17 protein-coding genes are annotated in these 19138 nt (G+C 52.2%); 10 read left to right on the top strand and 7 right to left on the bottom strand.

From position 1 onward, the window contains the following. The first annotated feature begins 159 nt into the window (after positions 1 to 159). The 3 genes from GQS10_RS07150 to GQS10_RS07140 all read left to right on the top strand — a co-directional run bounded on the left by GQS10_RS07150 (position 160) and on the right by GQS10_RS07140 (position 3003). On the top strand, positions 160 to 1479 hold the full coding sequence (locus GQS10_RS07150; protein WP_166240520.1) for an MFS transporter: 1320 nt from the start codon (positions 160 to 162) through the stop codon (positions 1477 to 1479). Positions 1480 to 1723: 244 nt separating this feature from the next. Next, the gene (locus GQS10_RS07145) at positions 1724 to 2185 is read left to right on the top strand and encodes a chemotaxis protein CheX (RefSeq protein WP_166240518.1); all 462 of its coding nucleotides are present in this window, start codon (positions 1724 to 1726) and stop codon (positions 2183 to 2185) included. 50 nt (positions 2186 to 2235) lie between these two features. Further along, positions 2236 to 3003 carry an SDR family NAD(P)-dependent oxidoreductase gene (locus GQS10_RS07140; protein WP_166240516.1) on the top strand — a complete coding sequence of 256 codons (768 nt, stop codon included), beginning with the start codon at positions 2236 to 2238 and terminating at the stop codon, positions 3001 to 3003. Here the strand turns inward: GQS10_RS07140 and GQS10_RS07135 are convergent. After that, positions 2990 to 3256 carry a DUF2573 family protein gene (locus GQS10_RS07135; RefSeq protein WP_166240514.1) on the bottom strand — a complete coding sequence of 89 codons (267 nt, stop codon included), beginning with the start codon at positions 3254 to 3256 and terminating at the stop codon, positions 2990 to 2992. The genes GQS10_RS07140 and GQS10_RS07135 overlap by 14 nt on opposite strands. Before the next feature lie 107 nt (positions 3257 to 3363). Here GQS10_RS07135 and GQS10_RS07130 point away from each other — a divergent pair, with 107 nt between their 5' ends. Next, positions 3364 to 4740, top strand: a complete 1377-nt coding sequence (locus tag GQS10_RS07130; RefSeq protein ID WP_166240512.1) for a DEAD/DEAH box helicase — start codon at positions 3364 to 3366, stop codon at positions 4738 to 4740. A gap of 133 nt (positions 4741 to 4873) precedes the next feature. Continuing rightward, complete coding sequence (locus tag GQS10_RS07125) at positions 4874 to 5416, top strand: hypothetical protein (RefSeq protein WP_166240510.1); 543 nt, start codon at positions 4874 to 4876, stop codon at positions 5414 to 5416. Between the two features lie 166 nt (positions 5417 to 5582). Here GQS10_RS07125 and GQS10_RS07120 read toward each other — a convergent pair whose 3' ends face one another. Then, positions 5583 to 7241, bottom strand: a complete 1659-nt coding sequence (locus tag GQS10_RS07120) for an FAD-dependent oxidoreductase (RefSeq protein WP_166240508.1) — start codon at positions 7239 to 7241, stop codon at positions 5583 to 5585. 215 nt (positions 7242 to 7456) lie between these two features. Here GQS10_RS07120 and GQS10_RS07115 point away from each other — a divergent pair, with 215 nt between their 5' ends. The 5 genes from GQS10_RS07115 (at position 7457) to GQS10_RS07095 (ending at position 12320) form a co-directional block, all read left to right on the top strand. Continuing rightward, positions 7457 to 8656, top strand: a complete 1200-nt coding sequence (locus GQS10_RS07115) for an S-layer homology domain-containing protein (RefSeq protein ID WP_243735016.1) — start codon at positions 7457 to 7459, stop codon at positions 8654 to 8656. A gap of 65 nt (positions 8657 to 8721) precedes the next feature. After that, positions 8722 to 9156: an Hsp20/alpha crystallin family protein gene (locus tag GQS10_RS07110; RefSeq protein WP_166240506.1), complete on the top strand. Its 435-nt coding sequence runs from the start codon at positions 8722 to 8724 to the stop codon at positions 9154 to 9156. 178 nt (positions 9157 to 9334) lie between these two features. Beyond that, positions 9335 to 10078 carry an ATP-binding cassette domain-containing protein gene (locus GQS10_RS07105; protein ID WP_166240504.1) on the top strand — a complete coding sequence of 248 codons (744 nt, stop codon included), beginning with the start codon at positions 9335 to 9337 and terminating at the stop codon, positions 10076 to 10078. After that, positions 10075 to 11211, top strand: coding sequence for an ABC transporter permease (locus GQS10_RS07100; protein WP_166240502.1), 1137 nt, complete (start codon positions 10075 to 10077; stop codon positions 11209 to 11211). The genes GQS10_RS07105 and GQS10_RS07100 overlap by 4 nt, the downstream gene beginning before the upstream one ends. A 41-nt stretch (positions 11212 to 11252) precedes the next feature. Then, positions 11253 to 12320: an aminopeptidase gene (locus GQS10_RS07095; RefSeq protein ID WP_166240500.1), complete on the top strand. Its 1068-nt coding sequence runs from the start codon at positions 11253 to 11255 to the stop codon at positions 12318 to 12320. A gap of 22 nt (positions 12321 to 12342) precedes the next feature. Here GQS10_RS07095 and GQS10_RS07090 read toward each other — a convergent pair whose 3' ends face one another. The 5 genes from GQS10_RS07090 to asd form a co-directional block, all read right to left on the bottom strand. Continuing rightward, on the bottom strand, positions 12343 to 13065 hold the full coding sequence (locus tag GQS10_RS07090; protein WP_166240499.1) for a DeoR family transcriptional regulator: 723 nt from the start codon (positions 13063 to 13065) through the stop codon (positions 12343 to 12345). Between the two features lie 8 nt (positions 13066 to 13073). Further along, complete coding sequence (gene kduI, locus GQS10_RS07085) at positions 13074 to 13907, bottom strand: 5-dehydro-4-deoxy-D-glucuronate isomerase (RefSeq protein WP_166240497.1); 834 nt, start codon at positions 13905 to 13907, stop codon at positions 13074 to 13076. Positions 13908 to 15521: 1614 nt separating this feature from the next. Beyond that, on the bottom strand, positions 15522 to 16829 hold the full coding sequence (locus GQS10_RS07080) for an aminotransferase class I/II-fold pyridoxal phosphate-dependent enzyme (RefSeq protein WP_166240495.1): 1308 nt from the start codon (positions 16827 to 16829) through the stop codon (positions 15522 to 15524). Positions 16830 to 17048: 219 nt separating this feature from the next. Next, a complete protein-coding gene (locus tag GQS10_RS07075) occupies positions 17049 to 18302 on the bottom strand; it encodes an MFS transporter (RefSeq protein ID WP_166240493.1) in 1254 nt (417 codons plus the stop codon). Positions 18303 to 18304: 2 nt separating this feature from the next. Then, positions 18305 to 19123, bottom strand: a complete 819-nt coding sequence (gene asd / locus GQS10_RS07070; protein WP_166240749.1) for an archaetidylserine decarboxylase — start codon at positions 19121 to 19123, stop codon at positions 18305 to 18307. Positions 19124 to 19138: the final 15 nt, after the last annotated feature.

Raw genomic sequence — 19138 nt, 5'->3', positions numbered from 1 at the left:
TTCTATAGTATCTATGTGATAAAGAAGCCTGTTGAGCATCGTCTCAGCGGGCTTTTTATGCTTGTCTTCATAAGAACTTAATATTATAAAGTAGTGTCAGGATTAAGGCTCTCGTTTACAATTAAGGGATAATAAAGGTAAAAAACGGGAGGAGTAACCTTGAACAAGAAACAAACCCGGGCATGGATTATGTACGATTGGGCGAACTCTGCATTTGCCACAACGATGATTGCCGCCGTGCTTCCTATCTTTTATAGCGATGTAGCCGCTAAAACCCTTGAGCCTCATTTGCGGACCGCATATTGGGGATATACTCAGTTTGCGGCGATGCTCATTCTTGCATTTTTGTCGCCGATTCTAGGAGCGGCTGCGGATCTGTCGGGCCGGAGAGTGCGCAGTGTGAGGCTGTTTTGTTATATCGGGGTATGTGCTTCGGCTCTGTTCTATTTCGTCGGGGAAGGCGATTGGCTGCTAACCTCACTTTTGTTTGTTGCAGGGACGATCGGATTTTCCGGCGCTAATACGTTTTATGACGCGCTGCTTGGCGATGTGGCGGAACCCGGGAAGCGGGACATGGTTTCGGCAAGGGGCTATGCCTCCGGTTATCTTGGCGGGGGGATTTTGCTCGCGATTAATTTAGCCATGATTATGAAGCCTGCGTGGTTCGGGCTTCCGGATACGGTTATGGCGATACGAATATCGTTTGTATCGGTGGCCGTTTGGTGGTTTGTGTTTTCACTGCCGTTGTTCCGGCATCTGAAGGACCGTCCGACAGGACCGAAGGTTTCACCTGCCAAGTATGTACAGATGGGCACGGCGCAGACGTTGAAGACCTTGAAGCAGATTCTCGGCTACCGGGAGCTGCTTAAATATATGGTTGCCTTCTGGTTTTTTAATGACGGCATCAGCACCATTATTACGATGGCGACGATTTATGGCAAAGAAATTGGCATCGGCACCTCGCATTTAATTACAGCGCTGCTGATTACACAATTCGTTGGGATTCCGTTTACGTTATTGTTCGGCAAAATTGCGGAACGGCTTGGATCGAAAACCTCGCTGCAGCTGTCGCTAGGCGTTTATGTCCTCATAGTGCTGCTTGGATATTTTATGCAGGAGGCATGGCAGTTTTATTTGCTGGCAGCGATGGTCGGCCTGGTGCAGGGAGGCAGCCAGTCGATTGCCCGCTCAATATACAGCCGCTTGATCCCGCCTGCGCAGTCGGCTGAATATTTCGGCTTTCTCAGCGTCTCAAGCAAGTTTACGTCGATGCTCGGTCCGCTTGTGTTCGGGCTGGTCAGCCAAGTATCGGGAACGGGGAGATGGGGCATTTTCGCGCTGCTGGTCTTCTTTGTAATCGGGATGCTGATTCTGCGTTCGGTGGACTTGAGAAAAGGAGAGCAGGAAGCGTTAGCGGACCGTGTTCCACGTCAACCAAGGTTTACGGATAGTTCGCCGCCGCGCTCTGCAATGAAGTGAATATTTATGACTAAGGTCCTGCCCGAAGGGCGGGGCCTTTTGTATCGCTGAGGAAATGGATAGCCACTCCTTTTTACCTATTATTTGTCGGATAATCCCTCGTTTTTTAGAAGAAGAATCTCAGAAAAGCTTGTTATTATTTGGAAAGTTCGAAAAATCCAATGACGGAGAGCCATAATTACAGTATAATAAAACTACTTTTACAAAAAATCGCGAATTATGTCGATCTAAAGGAGACACTCGAATGAAGGCTGAGCATATCAATCCGTTCCTCGAGTCAGCGAGACTTGTTATTGAACAAGTGGCGAACGTCAAGCCAACAACAGGACAACTCGGAGTTAAAGACGTGAAGCTTGTTGAAAACCACGTATGGATTCAAATCGGGGTTAAGGGACAAATGTCAGGGGACATCGTATTCGGGTTTCATGAGAGCGTAGCAATCCGAATGGCATCTGCCATGATGGGCGGTTTTGAGTTAGCGGAATTAGACGAGATCGGACAAAGTGCAATTTCTGAGCTTGGGAATATGATCAGCGGCAACGCGTCGACGATGCTGTTTAATCAAGGCGTAGAGGTGGATATTACACCGCCGAAGCTGTTGAAGGACGCGCAGGAAGCTGGTTTTACTTCGGTGAAGAAGGCGCTCTGCATTCCCCTTTCCATGGAAGGCATCGGAGATTTGGAAATTACCGTGCTAATGACTTAATATGAAGTGGAGGCTATTCTAGCTTCCACTTTTTTTTTCGGGGTGACGGAATGGATATTCGCGGGAAAATTGTTGTAGTTACCGGAGCCGCCGGGGGGATCGGAGCTGCTGCCGTTAAGCGATTCGCATCCGAGGGAGCAGTGGTTATCGCCACAGGCAGAACAGAAGCGAAGCTTGCGCCGCTTGTCGGGACAGCTGCAGAAGCCGTAGTACTGGATGTAACCTCCGATGAAGAGGTACAGAATGTTATTTCACGCATTGAACATACATATGGTCGGATCGATGTGCTGGTGAACAATGCAGGCTATGGTATATTTGAAAGTGTTTTGGAAGGGACAATTGAGAACTTCGAGTCGATGATGAACGTGAATTATTTAGGAACGGTACGGTGCACGAAGGCGGTAATGGAGGGAATGATGAGCAGAGGGAGCGGGCATATTGTGAACGTTGCCTCACTGGCAGGAAAGGTAGCCACATCGAAGTCTTCCGGTTACTCGGCTACCAAGCATGCCGTGCTCGGATTCACCAATGCGCTGCGTCAGGAATCCGTGCCATTCGGCATAAGGGTAACGGCCATCAACCCGGGACCGGTCGATACCGGATTTTTCGGTATCGCCGATCCGAGCGGGCAGTATGCGAAACGGATGCGCCGAATGATGATTACCCCGGAGCTGGTTGCTTCACGGATTGTTCGAGCCGTTCGTACCGGATCCCGGGAAGAGAACATCCCCGGCTTTCTTGGTGCAGGCGCGGTGCTCTACAACATGTTTCCGGCTATGATCGACAGGCTGGGCGGTAAGCTTTTTAATCAGAAGTAGAAGCGGGTCCCTGATTGGAGCGGGACTGGTGAAGACGTTTAATTTCTTCAAATAAATGACGAACCGCTGCTTTTCCTTCGGGATGCTCTTGTGTCCAATGCTGAGTAAGAGCAGGCATTGTTTTATGGATGTGGTTGTAGAGCGCCCAATAGGTTACGTTTTCGACGAGCTCAGGGGTAGCTTCTCCAACAAGAAGTTCAGTAAATTTTTCCACTAGACCTTGGAATTGATCTTTGGAAATGGGATCGAGCATGAGGTGTACACCGCCTTAGATTCCTAATATTTTCGTGTTTTTATCTTCCAAAGTCTACCGTATTTCCAAGGCGGGTGTCAAAGAATCTAGATAGAGAGAGGTAGAACATGAACCAATTTGCACAGTTAGGAATTTCAACGCCGCTTTGCGAGCGTCTGACAGAAGCGGGAATAACCGAGCCGGTAGCGGTACAGAAAGAGGCGCTTCCGCTGCTGCTCTCCGGCCGCGATACCATTATCGAATCGAAAACCGGGAGCGGCAAAACGCTCGCCTATTTACTTCCGCTATGCGAAAAGCTTACGCCGGACGTGAAGGAGCCGCAGGCGCTCGTGCTAGTACCGACCCGGGAGCTCGGCATGCAGGTGACGAAGGTTGCCCAAGACCTGCTGGAAGGTTCAGCGCACAGCGTGCTTTCTTTAATCGGCGGGGCTGCAGTAACGCGTCAGGTAGAGCGGCTGCGTGAGCATCCGCAGCTCATCGTCGGGACTCCAGGCCGTGTGCTTGAGCTGATTAAAATGCGCAAGCTGAAGATGCACGCCATTCGCACGATTGTGGTCGATGAAGTGGATCAGGTGTTCGAGCTCGGCTCGTCCACCGAGGTAGACGACATCATTTACAGCGCGCTCCGCGACCGTCAGCTCGTCTTTGTATCGGCGACGATAACGAACGCGATTGTATCGATGGCGGGCAAATGGATGCGCGATCCGGAAACGATCCGCACCGAGGGGCTGGGCCGCGAAGAAAAGAAGGTGGAGCATCTGTTTGTCGTCTGCCAGGAGCGCGACAAAGTCGATGTCGCACGGAGGCTTATCCGCAATGAGGAAACGGGCTCTGTCCTGTTATTTGTAAATGAAACGGATGCCATCGGAGAAGTGGCGGCGAAGCTCGATTATCACGGCATTTCGGTTTCGGCGCTTTATGCTGATTCCAACAAGCAGGAGCGTGCAGCTGTATTGAACCGTTTCCGCGAAGGGAAAACGCAGGTGCTTGTGGCTACCGATATTGCCGCAAGAGGCTTGGACATCGAAGGGGTTACGCATGTCATTCACTTTGATCCGGCGATCGACGCGGAGCATTATGTGCACCGGTCCGGCCGGACGGGACGTATGGGCCGGGGCGGAAGCGTAATTTCGATTATTACGGAGCGGCAGCGCTTCATTATCCGTAAATTTGCCGCTTCACTTGGGCTCGACATCGAGGAGCAAGCTTTGCTCCACGGCAAGCTCGCGGACCCGGAAGAAGCACGGCGCAGGACCAGGGGCGCGGCAAGGCCGGGAGCAAGAGCACCGGGAGCGAGAATCGCAGCGCGTCCAGGCAGCAAGGGCGCGTCGGACCGTCAGCCTCATGGAGCGGCGGGCGCGTCCAAGAAAAGCGAACCAGTCCCGGCGGCGCGCAAGCCCAAAACGGATCGCAAGCGCGACCAGAAGGATAAAGGCGCTCCAAAGTGGCTGAAGGAAAAGCGTGAAGGGGAAGGGAAGAAATAGCGCCTACTGGTGCCGCTTCCCTTCACACGCCTGTGAGTCATGCAACCATGGCATATTAGAGGTAAGATGGGGACGCATGCAGGCTTGCAGTGCAGTAAGGCTACATAAGTAGTTCCTTCGGGAGGAGAAGCTAGTGAGGAAGCTGATCGTAGGATTTCTTGTGTTTGTAATCCTTGGCGGTGCGGCGGCAGTCAGTCTGCTTACCTATGTGAAGCCAACGGAACAGCTGGATTTATCCTATACGCAGCCCAATGTGAAAGAAAAAGCGCTTGAAATGCTGAAGCGGCGGCATTTTTCACTTCTTCTGTACGAGGAGGAGCTTAATCATCTGTTGAAGAAAGCTTTACTTGCGCATGCCTCGATTCCAGCGCATACGACACTGGAAGGAGCGCGTTTCCGGTTAGACGGGGAGCTGCTGTATGCGGATCTGAATCTTACCTATCGTCATTTTCCTGTAGGGATGACGGCGCAATATAGGCTTCGTTGGCAGCCGCCGGAAGTTCAGGGCGTTTATGAAGCGGCTATGATAAAAAATATCCGGCTTCCGGCCGGTCTCGTAATACTGCCGAATGTTTCTCTTCCTGTGGAGAACCTGCTTCCTTCGTTAGTCGGTGTGCGGGAAGTCGTTTTTCTAGAGGATGCGGTGGAAATTCAATTCAATCTGGGACGGAAGTAAGGTCAGAGCGCGGGTTGTGTGCCGTGGTGTGTCCGGAGACGTGAAGTACAGCCGTAAGTTTGAATTTATCGGATCGGATAGATTGTGATATAAAAAGCTTCCCATTCCTCTGCATCTAAAGCAGGGGGAGGGAAGCTTTTTTGTCTTGAAGGTGCGATGCAGCTTGTTATTGTCCAGACGCCTTTCTTGTCTTGCTATAGGAAGGGAATATAATTTTTCCGACGTTCAATCGGCTGATTTCATCTTCCGTCCATCCGGCGATCTTATTGGCGCCCTTCACTCCGCTTAGGACGATGCCGTACTTGGCGGCCAGCAGCTCGTGCAGCTTCTTCATATCGGCTTCGGTGACCTCAGCCAGCGTCTGCCCGGGGGCAAGCTGCTTGAGCAGGATGCCGATCGTTTCGGCGGCGAGCGCCGTGTTTGGCTGAATTCGCGCACTTCCGTAGGCAATGGCGGAGGCGCCGACATTTTTTCCAGCCATAATGACATTGTCATACTGCTTCAGCAGGAAGCTGCGCAGCGGCATGCCGTATTTGTCCGGCCGGCCCATTTCGATGCCCCACTTGGCTGTTTTCGTGCCCTGCAAATCCAGCGGATAACCGGCGATGCTGACGTTGTCCCAGAACATGCGCCCGCCCAGCGCATCCGATACCTGCAGCACATAATCCGTCTCGTAGTGGTCGTACTCCCGGATGTAGAGGTGGTTCGGGTAACCGTTGATTTCCGCCTTTTCCCAGCCAACGATATGCTTGCGGAAATGATCGCGGATCAGCGGGAGTTCCTTTTTGCCGCGCTCCATTGCAGCTGCTACGGACTCCGGCTTGGAAGGGTCCACGTCATACACAAGCAGCGCGTTGATCAGCACCTCGCCGTCACGCTGGTTGACCGCGTTCAATCCGCGCAGGAAGACCAGATCGTCCGTTGCCGTATATTTTTTTACCATATCCGTTAATGCGATGGCGAACGATTCATTAATATACGCCGTGCCGTACAGCTTGCGGCGCTCCTCTTGGGATAATCCGTTAAAATGCTTCTGGAACCGGTCCCAGTCAATATTTTTGAATTTCATCATGTAGCCTGCCGTCATATATTCGATTTGCGGCAGCCCGTACACGCTCTCCAAGCCTGGAAGGCGCGTTTTCTTCAAATGGGCGGTCAAAGAGCCATTGTCGGTATTCTCCACCACATTAGCGGCGGCGATCGTTTTTTGCGTGCCGTCCTTGGCTGTGTAGGTGATGCTGTCCACGTGCTCCTTACCGGATACCCCTTGAGCGAATTGAACGCTGGTGATCGTGATCCCCGACTCGATCGGAATGTCATTCGTCAGCCTGCTGAATAGCGTTTCATATTCGGACAGCTTGCGCAGCTTCCCCTGCTTAAATTGATCAAACAGCTCCTTCACTCTGCCCTGAACTAGAGATTTGCCGCTGTCATCCTTCGTTTCATCGAGGAACAGCATTTCTGCCTGCAGCAGCTGTCCGCCGATCCCGTCGTACGGATCAATTACACGAACGGTCAGTCCTTCGTCGGCTGCCGCTCGCGCCAGGTACATGCCCTCCATCTCCGTACCGACGATCACAACATCGGCCTTCTCCGCAGGGATCGACGGCGTTTTGGCGGCAGATGGGGACGGTGGCTGGTCTTGACCTTTCTCGCTGCCTGGTGAAGTGCCCTGCTGCGCCGTGTCAGATCCGGGGCTTGTTCCTCCTTGCCTCGCCGTTTCTCCTGCAGGATCGGCTCCGCCAGATCGGGTTAATATCCACCCTCCACCAACGGCTGCTAGAATGAGGAGCACGAGCCCGGCGGTCCAAAGCTTCATTTTCATATTAAAAGTACCTCCAAACGTTATTCTGGAATTGTATTCCATATTGTTCTATAAGTCTAGCTGAGGTAACTGCGAATAAATTTTTGCTATGCACCCCCAAAATGCTGCCGGCAGCCCCGAACACTTTAACCATCAAGGCAAGGACACTTCGCGAAGAGTTCCTTACATATCATCCAAAATCGAATGAATCAACGAACTAATTTAGGAGAGTGAAGATGAGTATGTGGAACAATGGTAAAGCATGGGCAAAAAAGGTGACGATTTCTTCTGTAGCATTGGCAATGATTCTCGGCGGCGCAACCTCTGCATTGGCGGACGGCAAAGGCCGCGGTAAAGATAAAGATGACGATAAGTATGAAGGACGCGGCAAAGGCAAAATTGAATTGAAAATCGAATTCAAGGATGTTGAAGAGCAGTACGCTTGGGCGCTCCAGCACATTGCAAGCTTGTCCGCTCGCGGCGTATTTAAAGGCTACGAAGACGGCTCCTTCCAGCCGGAGAAGTCGATCAGCCGGATAGAAGCTTTAACGGCAGCCGTTCGTTTGATGGGACTGGAAAGCCAGGCGCAGGCGAAAATGAACACAGAACTCAACTTTTCCGATGCGAACAACATCCCGTCCTGGGCAACCGGATATGTAGCTACTGCATTGGAAAACGACCTTTTCCTCGAAACGGATTCCGCAGTACAGCCGAACAAAGCGGCGAATCGTCTTTGGGCAACCACACTGCTTGTTAAGGCGTTAAAGCTGGAAGACGAGGCAAAGGCGAAAATGAACACGAAGCTCAGCTTCAAGGATGCGAAGGAAATTCCGGCCGCTTCCGTCGGTTATGTAGCGGTGGCGATCGAGAAGGGCCTCGTGAACGGTTACGAAAACAATACGTTCCGTCCGAACCAGCCGGTTACTCGCGCCGAGCTCGCGGTACTGCTCAACCGTACGGGCAACCAAATGCCGACGCAGGACGCGCAGACGGTCCGCGGTGAAGTTACGGCTGTAGCTGCGAATTCGATTACGGTGAAAAAAGACAGCGTGGCGTCGACCTATGCTGTAAACAGCGACGTGTTCGTATACCGCAATGGGGCTAAAACGACGCTGTCCGCCGTTCAGCAGGGTGATACTGTACTGCTCCGCACTTACGACAACGCTGTCGTATTCATTGAAGTGACGCAGCTGGCCAGCACGAATGTTCCGTTTGCACTTAACGCGTACTATCAGGGTGCAACGCTGAACAATAGCGGTAAAATGACTTCCATTACCGTATCTCAACAAGTATACAACGGTACACAGCTGATGATCTACAACGTCTCTGAAAATTTGGCGATCGAAGGAAATGCAGCGCTCCTGCTGCCGAATTCCAACCAGCTTGTGGAAATTAGCGGCAAAAACCAAATCGTAGAGAAAATCGTAATTAAGTAATACGGATTCAGCGGTCTGCAACAAGCTCCTCTTCTCATATGGTAGTGGGAGGGGAGTGAGACACGATGAAGCAGCTTCCGAAAAATGTGTGGAAACAACTTCAGTCTCAGGCCAAGGAAACGCTGGGAGGCAAGTTTTGGGAGGATTTATCCGGTCTTGTGCCCAAGGATTATCCGAGGATGGACTTGTTTGAAACGAAGCAGGAGTATGTCGCTGTGCTGGAAATGCCAGGACTGCACCGGGCGGAGCAAATTCGTGCTTCCACGAACGGCAGGCAGCTGACGGTAGAAGGGGAGGTAACGTACGATTACCCTGTGGAGTCGGATGCGGTGATCCACTCCGAACGGTATTTCGGCTCCTTCAGACGGATGATTCCGTTACCCAAACTTGTCTATGCTGGACGCGTGAGGGCGATTTATAAAAACGGCCTGCTGGTCATTCATTTATATAAAATGCCCGAGGAAACTGAGCAGTCCATACCAATTGAATACCAGCCATGACGAAAGCGTCTGGGTAAGGGAACTGTTAAGAACCCTTCATCCGGACGTTTTTTCATGTATACGGCCTTGTACAAACTTCGCAGCAGGGAGGCGGAGAAGCCGATCGATTTTGGAGAACCGGTCCAGAAAAGGTATAATCATAGAAAGAAGAAAATCATGGGAAAAAGGAGTTGAAGCGGTGTCGGTACTCATTTTGGACAAAGTAACGGGCGGCTACAGCGTCAAGCGTCCCGTGCTTCAAGACGTTTCTTTTCAAGTGGAAAAAGGGCAGATGGTCGCGCTGATCGGTTTAAACGGAGCCGGTAAAAGCACGACGATGAAGCATATTTTAGGAATTTTACAGGCTCATCAAGGAACGGTTCGGGTCGGCGGCGTAACCCTGGAGGAGGATGCCGGAAAATACCGCAGCACCTTCGCCTATGTGCCGGAGACGCCGATTTTATATGATGAAATGACGGTAGAAGAGCATCTTCGTTTTACAGCGATGGCCTATGGCTTGGATAAGGGGGAAGCGGAGCCGCGGATGCGCGAGCTGCTTGACGTCTTTCAGATGACGCCGCAAAAGGATAAGCTGCCGGTACAGCTGTCCAAAGGCATGAAGCAGAAGGTCATGATCATGAATGCTTTTCTGGTTAGGCCGAAGCTTTATTTAATCGATGAGCCGTTTCTCGGGCTTGACCCGCTCGGTATCCGTTCTCTCGTGCAAATGCTTGTGCAGGTGAAGGAGGAGGGCTCGTCGGTGCTCGTTTCTTCTCATATTTTACCGGCGATTGAGCCGCATTGCGAGCAGTTCGTCGTTCTTCAACAAGGAAAGGTGCTTGTTTCCGGCGATTTGAAGGATGTGCAGCAAAAGGCGGGAATGCCGGACGCGGGGCTGGAGGATGCTTTCCTGTCGCTCGTCACGGAGGGCAGGGCAATATGAGGGATCTACTACGAGATCCTGGGGTGATCCGCAAGCAGCGCAGTGAGGCGTATTGGAAGGGGATAGCGCCATTGTTCCGGTACGTGCTGCAAAGCGGCTTTGGTTTGTTCGTGGGTGCGGTCGTCATCGGGATTGCCTTTTGGTATTCCGATTGGCTGAAAACGGTCCCGGCCGACTATCCCGCGCATTGGGCGGGAACCGTGCTGCTTGCGCCGCTGCTGTGGTGGAGTCCGATTCGCACGTACCTGCGCGAGCCGGACATGCTGTTTTTGCTGCCGATGGAGTCCTCGCTGGGCGGGTACTTTCAGAGGAGCCGGCTGAACGCTTGGCTCGGGCAGACTGTACTGCTGCTCATTGCTCTTGGCGTGTTTTGGCTGCTTTATTCGCGGACTTCGCTTGGCGCGGAGGGGCACGCCTTTTGGCTGTATGCGATTGTGATTGCTGCCGGCAAATGGGCCAGCGTACTGGGAGCGTGGTATGAAAACCGGCTGCGGGAGACGGTGCATCGACGGCTATTCGCCTTTCTTCGGCTGCTCGTATGCGCGGGGGTCATGTATGTGCTGCTGCGCTTTGAGCTTGAGCGGTCGGGGCTGTTTTCCCTGCTGGTATGGGGGACGCTGCTCTTAGGCTATCGTCTCGTGCCAGCTTACGCCATGGCAAACTGGACGCGGCTGTTTGATCTGGAGCGGCAGCATGCCCGGCGAATGCAGCTGTTCCTCAGCCAGTTTGTCGAGCTTTCCGAGCCGCTGCAGACGGCGAGGCCTAGATTAGGTGCGGCACGGCTGGCGGACCGGATTCCGTTTTCGAAGCAGTACACGTTTTTGTATTTATACGCCAAAACGGTGCTGCGTTCCGATGTAACGGGCATTGTGCTGCGGCTTGCAGCGATTGAATGGCTGGTAGTACTGCTTTATGATCAGTGGCTTGTGAAGGCGGCGGCTTTTGTTATTTTTGCAGCGGCAGCAGGGGTACAGCTTCGCACCTTAGAAAAATACCACAGGGAAACGTTCTGGACATTCATTTACCCGCTCGAGCCGCAGGGGAGGGTCAAGGCAGCGCGTGCCGTTGCTTCGACCGTATGGGCGACCGTGGTGCTGGTCATGGCGGTGCCGCTATTGTCGTTGTGGTTGTAGCCGCACTATAAGATTACAACATTAGAGAGGATGTTTATTGCATGGCAGATCCGAGAATTGAGCAGCTTGCGGACATTTTGGTGGGCCACTCCCTCAAAGTAAGTAAAGGGGAAAAAATATTGATCTCCGCTTCTGTGGAGGCGGCTCCACTCGTGAAAGAGGTGTACCGAAAGGTTCTTCGGGCAGGCGGTCATCCGCTTACGCAGCTGGAGCTGCCGGGGCTGGCTCGTATTTTCTATGACGAAGCGGGAGAAGAGCAGCTGGCTTACAATGAGCACACACTGATGACGTACGAGCATGTGGACGGGATGATCCGGATTCTTGCGGAAAGCAATACGAAAGAGCTGACAGGCGTAACTGCGGAAAAGCTGCGGCTGCGGCAAAAGGCGACGCGTCCGGCGACGGAGATCCTGCTGGAGGACCGCACCCGTTGGGTGCTTACCCGTTTTCCAACCAATGCGCTTGCTCAAGATGCGGATATGTCTTTAGAGGACTACGAGCAGTTTGTTTACGGGGCGACGAATGTGGATTATACGGAGATCCGTAATAGGATGCTGGCGGCCGCAGAACGATTTGATCGGGGAAGCAAGGTTCGTATCGTTGGAAAAGAAACGGACATTACGATCGATATTGAAGGGCGGAAAGGCGTGCTGTGCGCCGGTGAGCAAAATGTGCCGGACGGTGAATTTTTCTACACGCCGAATCATCGATTGACGGAAGGAACGATCTATTACGATTGGGCGACGTCCTATAAAAGCCAAGAGGTTAAGGGGATTCGTTTGACGTTCAAAGAGGGCAAGGTCGTTGAATTTTCTGCGGAAAAAGGAGAAGCCGTGCTGCGCCAAGCGCTGGACACCGACGAAGGAGCACGCTATTTGGGCGAGCTCGGCATCGGCGCCAATTTTGGCATTACACGGCCCAGCAAGGATATTTTGTTCGATGAAAAGATCGGCGGTTCCATTCATCTCGCCTTAGGCGCGTCGTATGCACAAGCCGGCAAAGGCAACCATTCCGCCATACACTGGGATATGGTGAAGGGGCTGATGGATGGCGGCGAGATTTATATCGACGGCGAGCTGGTTCAGAAAAATGGCCAATGGACGTTTTAGGAACTGCTGTTAAACGTCACAGCTATGACTTCTGAATTCCGGCCTCTGTAATCGGAATATGAACCTCGTCAAACCTAGCAAAAGGAAACAGTCCGATTTTGTTCCATTTGGTCGAGTCGGCGAGCAGAATAACCTGCTCCGCCCGCTCGATCATTGTTTTTTTCAAGGTGACTTCGGCATGGGTGATTAAAGACAATCCGTATTGGCGGTGAACGCAGGTCGCGCCGATGAAAGCTTTACGAACCAGAAATTGCTTCAGCTTTTGCTCGGCATCCTCGCCGACAAGGGAAGACGTACCGGCAGCACGGCTGCCTCCCAGCACGTACAAGTGCACATGCTGCCTTAAGGCGATCTCCTGCATAATATGCAGGTCATTCGTGATGACGGTAAGCGGAATGTCTGGAATAAGGCGCGCCAGCTCCAACAAGGTAGATCCGCCGTCGAGAATGATGGTATCGTTCTCCTCAATGTGCTTTACGGCGTGCTCGGCGATCGTGCGTTTCCGGTCTAGATGCGATTGCTTGCGCAAGCCGATGGGAAGAAGCGCCTGCTCCGATTCCAGAAGCCTTGCGCCGCCGTGAATACGTACAAGAAGACCTCGCTCTTCCAGAAGAGCGAGATCCTCTCGAATCGTCTTTTCAGTTACCGAAAGCTCGGCGGCCAGATCTTTGACACGGACCGTCCGGTCTGCCTCGAGTTTTTGAATGATAAATTCATGTCGTTCTGTCGCGAGCAATTCGTACACCTACTTTATTAGCGAAGGTCTTTCATGTCGACGAAATCCATATCGGTAAACGTGTAGTTTTCGCCCGCCATACCCCAGATGAAGGTGTAGTTGCTTGTGCCTACGCCGGAGTGGATCGACCAGTTCGGCGAGATGATCGCCTGCTCGTTCTTTACCACAAGGTGGCGCGTTTCGCTCGGCTCGCCCATGAAGTGGAACACGCGAGTGTCTTCTTCCATATCGAAGTAGAAGTAAGCTTCCATGCGGCGGTCATGCACGTGTGCAGGCATTGTGTTCCACATGTTGTTCGGCTTCAGCAGCGTCATGCCGAGCATCAGCTGGCAGCTGTTGATTCCGTCGCCGTGGATGTATTTGTAGATGGTACGCTCGTTCGAGGAGCTCAAGGCGCCGAGATGTGTCGGCTGCGCTTCCGAGATCGCAACTTTACGAGTCGGGTATGTTTTATGTGCAGTGGAGGACATCAGGAAGAAGCGAGCTGGGTTTTGCGGATCCGCGCTGCGGAACGTTACTTCCTTTGTACCCATACCGATGTAGAGGCAGTCGCGCTTTTCCAGCGTGTATTCTACGCCGTCCGCTACAACGATACCGATCGGCTCACCTACGCTGATAATGCCGATTTCACGGCGCTCCAGGAAGTATTCGGTTTTCAGCTTGTCGCCAACGTCAAGCTTCAACGGCTCAGTAGTCGGTACCGCACCGCCGACAATAACGCGGTCCTGGTGAGTGTACACCGTACGGAGCTCGCCCGGGGTCATCATATTCTCAATTAAGTATTCCTGGCGCAAACGGTCGGTCGTATAATGCTTCGCGTCGTTAGGGTTCGTTGCATGACGGATTTCCATAATTACAAATCACTCCTCGGTGGGATTTAATCTTCTTTAGCTTACCATATGGGGTGTGTTTTTGTACACTTTTGTATGTTTATGTTCGAAAAGGGGGTGATGGCTGTGGATTCATTGAAGTAACCACCTCGTGCCATCCGCAAGCCATGCATGGGGTGAACCAACCATTCGCCAGTGGTACGCAAACCTCCGTCGCGTGAAGTAATCAACCCAATGCCACCCCTCGAGCCATGCAAACGGGTGAACCATTCGCCAGTGGTGCGCAAACCTCCGTCGCGTGAAGTAATCAACCCAATGCCACCCCTCGAGCCATGCAAACGGGTGAACCATTCGCCAGTGGTGNATGCCACCCCTCGAGCCATGCAAACGGGTGAACCATTCGCCAGTGGTGCGCAAACCTCCGTCGCGTGAAGTAATCAACCCAATGCCGCCCACGAGCCATGCAAACGGGTGAACCTTCGCCAACGGTTCGCCAAACTCTGTCACTTGAAGTAACTAACCTAGTGCCATCCACGAGCCATGCATACGGGTGAACCTTTGCTAACGGTTCCAACCTCCGTCATTGAAGTAACTAACCCAACCACCCACGAGCCAAGCACACGGATGAACCTTCTGCCAACGTTCCGCAAACTCAAACACGTATAGTAACTAACCCAAGGGCGCCTATGAGAGGAGGTCAAATGAAATAACAAAAAATTGTCCTACCGTAGTTACCTTATCTATCCGATGTCCATATCGATATGATATTACTTTGTAAAAAACGAATGGGACATGGTAGTATCATTCGTAGAAAAAGGAAAAAGTAGTCGGACATGTGAGATTTATCTATAAGCTATATGTGGTTTCTGAATTTTTTGATGAGCGATCAAACATTAATACAAATTACTTGTATTAAGTGTGCAGGGGGCGCCGATAGGAGCTCCAATAATACAAATATTTTGTATTGTTGGAAGCCAAATGGCCCTTCAACACGTTGAGGGTAAGAATTTATACAAATTATTTGTATTGATTCCTCGGATATAGAGGTAGGAGGGGAGATTGTACAAATATTTTGTATTATTGTCGGAGAAGTCCCCCTTCTCCCATAGAGATGCGGACGGGAGGCATGGTGGCCCAAGGTAGGGAAAACTCGCTCTCGTCGGGTGGATGCATGAGGTTTTGCGCCCTATGCATGCCCGTCGAGTGGATGCATGAGGGGTCGCGCCCTATGCACAGCCCGTCGGCTCTCGTCGGGTGGATGCATGCCGCGTTGCGCCCTATGCACTGCCCGCTGGCTCACGTCGGCTTGGATGCATACCGCGTTGCGCCCAATACTCAGCCCGCGCAGGCCCTTGGCGGCATGCTGCGTGAGGGCTAGCGCCAAGCGCCACCTGCTGGTGCAGCAGCCCCCCAGCAAACCCACGAAAAAATAGACTATCCAGCCGCAGAGCCTGGATAGTCTATTTTACCTCCACCGCGAACAAATAGCGGTGGAGGTAGAGCATGCTGACCGGGCGTCTACACTTCCTCCCGGCCAGCCACTGCAAACAACCAAGTACCGCTTACGCCCAACGGCTGCAGCCATGAAGACCGGCGCTATGCGCAAGCGTCCTCGCCCTAAACCTGCAAAAAAACTTATTTTGCAGGAACGCCGTTGAGGTCCTGCACGCCTTGATAAATCAGCTCGAACAGCTCTTCGATGTGCTGCTCCTCGATACAAGAGAAAGCTACACGTAAGTCTGTGTCGCCAAGAGCGATCGTGCCGATACCATATTGATCAAGCAAGTGGGAGCGCAGCGTCTCCGCTTTGACCGTTTTCAGCTTCAAGCACATAAAGTAACCCGAGTTGAAAGGGTAATACTCCCAAGCTTCGTTGTATTTGCTGTTATTCAAGACCGCTTTTACGCGGTTAGCGCGGCCCTTCATAATTTCGTATTTTTCCTGCTTCTGCTTCTCAAAATCCGGGGATTGTAGAGCATGAAGCACGAACGTCTGCGACGGGTGAGAGCAGCTGGATACGGTAGCGCGGATAATACCGAGCGTCTTTTGCTCCAGTGCGGAGATCAGCTCATCGCTAACACCGGCGTACGTGATAAAGCCTACGCGGAAGCCCCATACATATTCTTCCTTCGTCGCACCGTCAACTTTAATCGCAAGCACACGCGGATGGAGATCAGCCAATTTCCCAAATAGGGATTCCGGCAGCGTATCTTCGAAGAACAATCCAAAATATGCGTCATCGGTAACAACGACAGTATGAATCCCCGCCTCAGCGCCCGCCTTGATCGCTGCCACAATTTCATCGCCTTCCGAAGCCGTTGGCGTATAACCGGTCGGGTTGTTCGGGAAGTTCAGCACAATGATGGCTTTCCCTTGCGGCTGGCAGGACAAAATCGCTTCCTTCAAGCCTTGGGCATTAAAGCGATGCTGTTCATTGTACAGCGGGTAGTACGCAAACTGAGCGCCTCTGCGGATCCCGAAGGTGAGCTCGTAGTTCTCCCAGTTTTTATCCGGAATAACGACCGTGTCGCCCGGTTCAACAAATAAGTCGGCGGCAATGCTGAGTCCATGAGTAAGAGCGTTCGTGGCAATCGGCATGCCAAAGCGTTTCCCGGACAGCGAAGGGTTTTCTTTGAGCATTTTCTCACGCCACGCTTTGCGCAGCTCCGGCTTTCCTTCGGGTGGAGCATACGGATAAAGATCCTTCGGTTCATAAGCGGAAAGTGTATTTTGGATAACGTCGAGATGCATCGGTCCTTTGCCTTCTGTCGCGATTCCGATGGTTGCGTTAAATTTGTTTGCCTTCGCTTTCGCTTCAGCAGATTGACTCAAAATACCAACCTTAGGAAAATAAATTTCTTTACCAAGTGTGGAGAGCATCGCATACACATGTTGATTTTGTTGTTCGATCGTTTCATTCAGCTGCTTTGCCAGTGGGTTCACGTTCGTCCATCCTTCCAGAGAAACGCTTATTTTTGGGTCTCATTATATCATGTTCGCTTACACGCGTCACTTCTGTAAAGGAGTGACAAAATGAAGCGATCTGGTGAATACTGGAGCTTACGCTGGCTCACAGCAATTGATAACAAATATCAACTGAATATGCTGGGAGAGCCGTTTAGACAGCCGCTCGAGGTGATAATAATCAGCCTAATCAGCCTGCTATGCCGTTTCTTCTTCATTCCATTGCTTAAGCCTGCGGTCGGACGGTACAAAAAAGACGACCAGCCCGATGATCGGCAAAAATGCGGCCCATTGAATGATAGACTGCAGACCTGCTATATCCGCTAACTTGCCAAGCGCAGCCGAGCCGATCGCGCCAAGCCCGAAGGCAAGGCCAATGACTAACCCGGATACCGTGCCGACATTGCCCGGCATCAGCTCCTGCGCATAGACGACAGTGACGGAAAAGCTGGACAGCGCAATAAAGCCGATCAAACCAAGCAGAATCGCCACACCGACTAAATTCATATATGGCAGCAGCAGAGCCAGAGGAGCGGAGGCAAGCATCGAGAAAATCATCACGTTTCGTTTTCCGAAGCGATCGGCCAGCGGACCTCCAAAGAATGTGCCCAAAGCACCTGCAGCTAAAAACGCAAATATAAAATACTGTGCCGTTTCAATGGTGATTCCATAGAATTCCCGCAGGAAGAAGGGATAATACTGCGCGATGGCCGCATTGTACCAAGACCGGGCAAACACAAAGACTAAAAGCACCAGCATGGCCGCGCGAACAGCCGATCTGCGCTTCGGATTCACCGTCTTGGAAGCTCCGCTCTTACGTCCGCGCAGCCCCGTAGCGGCCAGCTCCACCCGGTACCAACGGGCGACATACATCAACACAAGGATAGCTGTCCCTGCGACAAGGGTAAACCAAATCGATCCGAACTGCCCGAGAGGGATAAAAATAAGTGCCGTCATGATCGGAGCGAGCGATTGTCCGGCGTTACCGCCGACTTGATAGATCGATTGGGCTAACCCTCTGCGCGGTCCTGCCGCCATATAGGCGACCCGCGAGCCCTCCGGATGAAACACGGCCGAGCCGATGCCGACGAGCGCTACGGCAAGCAGCACCGAGATGTAATTCGGGGCAAAGGCAAGCGCCAGCATCCCAAGAAACGTCGAGAACATGCCGAAAGGGAGTAAAAACGGCGAAGGACGCTTGTCAGTATATAAGCCAACGACAGGCTGCATGACGGAAGCGACAGCGTTAATGACAAAGCCGATTAGTCCAACCTGTGTGTAGCTTAAATGCATAGACTCCTTAAGGACAGGAAAAATCGCCGGAATCACCGACTGAATGGAGTCATTCAGCAGATGAACCAGCGAAATCGCGAACAAAATACGGAACGTCGTTTGCTGAACGGGGGCCGCCGCAGATACCGTCGTTTGTTGAGCGGTCGTTGAACTGGACATGGCTACACGTCCTTTTCTTCGGATTCTTCGGAAGCCGGGCTAAACGTGCCTAACCGCTGACCCATCCGCACCTTGCTGCCGAGCGTCAGTGATGGGTCCGGTGTAAAGGTGCCGCTCTCTGTCAGCAGCACGACGGTGGAGCCAAACTCGAAATAGGCAAGCTCATCGCCGCGGGTTAAGCGATCCGGGAGCTTTTCGGCTGCATACTTAATGCTGCTGACGTTGAGCGCGCCGACCTTTACGACCGCAACCTCGCCATGCTCGTGCCGGATAAAAGTAATGAGCCGTTCGTTGCGGCTCAGCACACGCGTCATGTGACGGAGGCCGAATTCGTTAACGGGATAAACCTTCCCCGGAACATGCTCGGTTTCGAGCACTTTACCGGAGACCGGCGAATGAATGCGGTGATAATCGGTCGGGCTTAAATACAATACGAAGCAAAAGCCGTTTTTATAATTGACTTCACGCGGGGAGCGGTTCAGAAGCTCCTCTACCGTATAATCCTGTCCTTTTACATTAAATACGGTTCCTTCGCTGATCGAGCCGATGCCCGTGATCACGGCATCGACCGAGCTTACAAGAGCATGCTCGGTATTGTCGACCATCCGGGAGCCTGTTTTCAGCCGGCGAGTAAAAAATTCATTTAGCGTGCTGTACTCGTGCAAAGCCTTCTCCGCTTCGGCCACATTGATGCCGTACATACGCGCAAAGGTCGGGATCATGGCTTTGCTGAGCTTCGATTTGGCAAAAGCACCTGTAATTTGCGAGATCCATTTGCGGGAAGAAAGCTCCGTTAATAATCTCATGAAAGATTTTGTCATGATCGCACCTTTTCT

Source organism: Paenibacillus turpanensis, from assembly GCF_011421635.1.
Classification (GTDB): Bacteria; Bacillota; Bacilli; order Paenibacillales; family YIM-B00363; genus Paenibacillus_AK; species Paenibacillus_AK turpanensis.
Note: the sequence above shows the minus strand (reverse complement) of the source record. Positions and strands in the feature narration are given on the sequence as shown.

Bases quoted from the DNA above. Each gene is read 5' to 3' on its own strand.
- GQS10_RS07145 (WP_166240518.1), top strand. From the start codon at position 1,724: ATGAAGGCTGAGCATATCAATCCGTTCCTCGAGTCAGCGAGACTTGTT.
- GQS10_RS07140 (WP_166240516.1), top strand. From the start codon at position 2,236: ATGGATATTCGCGGGAAAATTGTTGTAGTTACCGGAGCCGCCGGGGGG.
- GQS10_RS07135 (WP_166240514.1), bottom strand. From the start codon at position 3,256: ATGCTCGATCCCATTTCCAAAGATCAATTCCAAGGTCTAGTGGAAAAA.
- GQS10_RS07130 (WP_166240512.1), top strand. From the start codon at position 3,364: ATGAACCAATTTGCACAGTTAGGAATTTCAACGCCGCTTTGCGAGCGT.
- GQS10_RS07120 (WP_166240508.1), bottom strand. From the start codon at position 7,241: ATGAAAATGAAGCTTTGGACCGCCGGGCTCGTGCTCCTCATTCTAGCA.
- GQS10_RS07115 (WP_243735016.1), top strand. From the start codon at position 7,457: ATGAGTATGTGGAACAATGGTAAAGCATGGGCAAAAAAGGTGACGATT.
- GQS10_RS07110 (WP_166240506.1), top strand. From the start codon at position 8,722: ATGAAGCAGCTTCCGAAAAATGTGTGGAAACAACTTCAGTCTCAGGCC.
- GQS10_RS07100 (WP_166240502.1), top strand. From the start codon at position 10,075: ATGAGGGATCTACTACGAGATCCTGGGGTGATCCGCAAGCAGCGCAGT.
- GQS10_RS07095 (WP_166240500.1), top strand. From the start codon at position 11,253: ATGGCAGATCCGAGAATTGAGCAGCTTGCGGACATTTTGGTGGGCCAC.
- kduI (WP_166240497.1), bottom strand. From the start codon at position 13,907: ATGGAAATCCGTCATGCAACGAACCCTAACGACGCGAAGCATTATACG.
- GQS10_RS07075 (WP_166240493.1), bottom strand. From the start codon at position 18,302: ATGTCCAGTTCAACGACCGCTCAACAAACGACGGTATCTGCGGCGGCC.
- asd (WP_166240749.1), bottom strand. From the start codon at position 19,123: ATGACAAAATCTTTCATGAGATTATTAACGGAGCTTTCTTCCCGCAAA.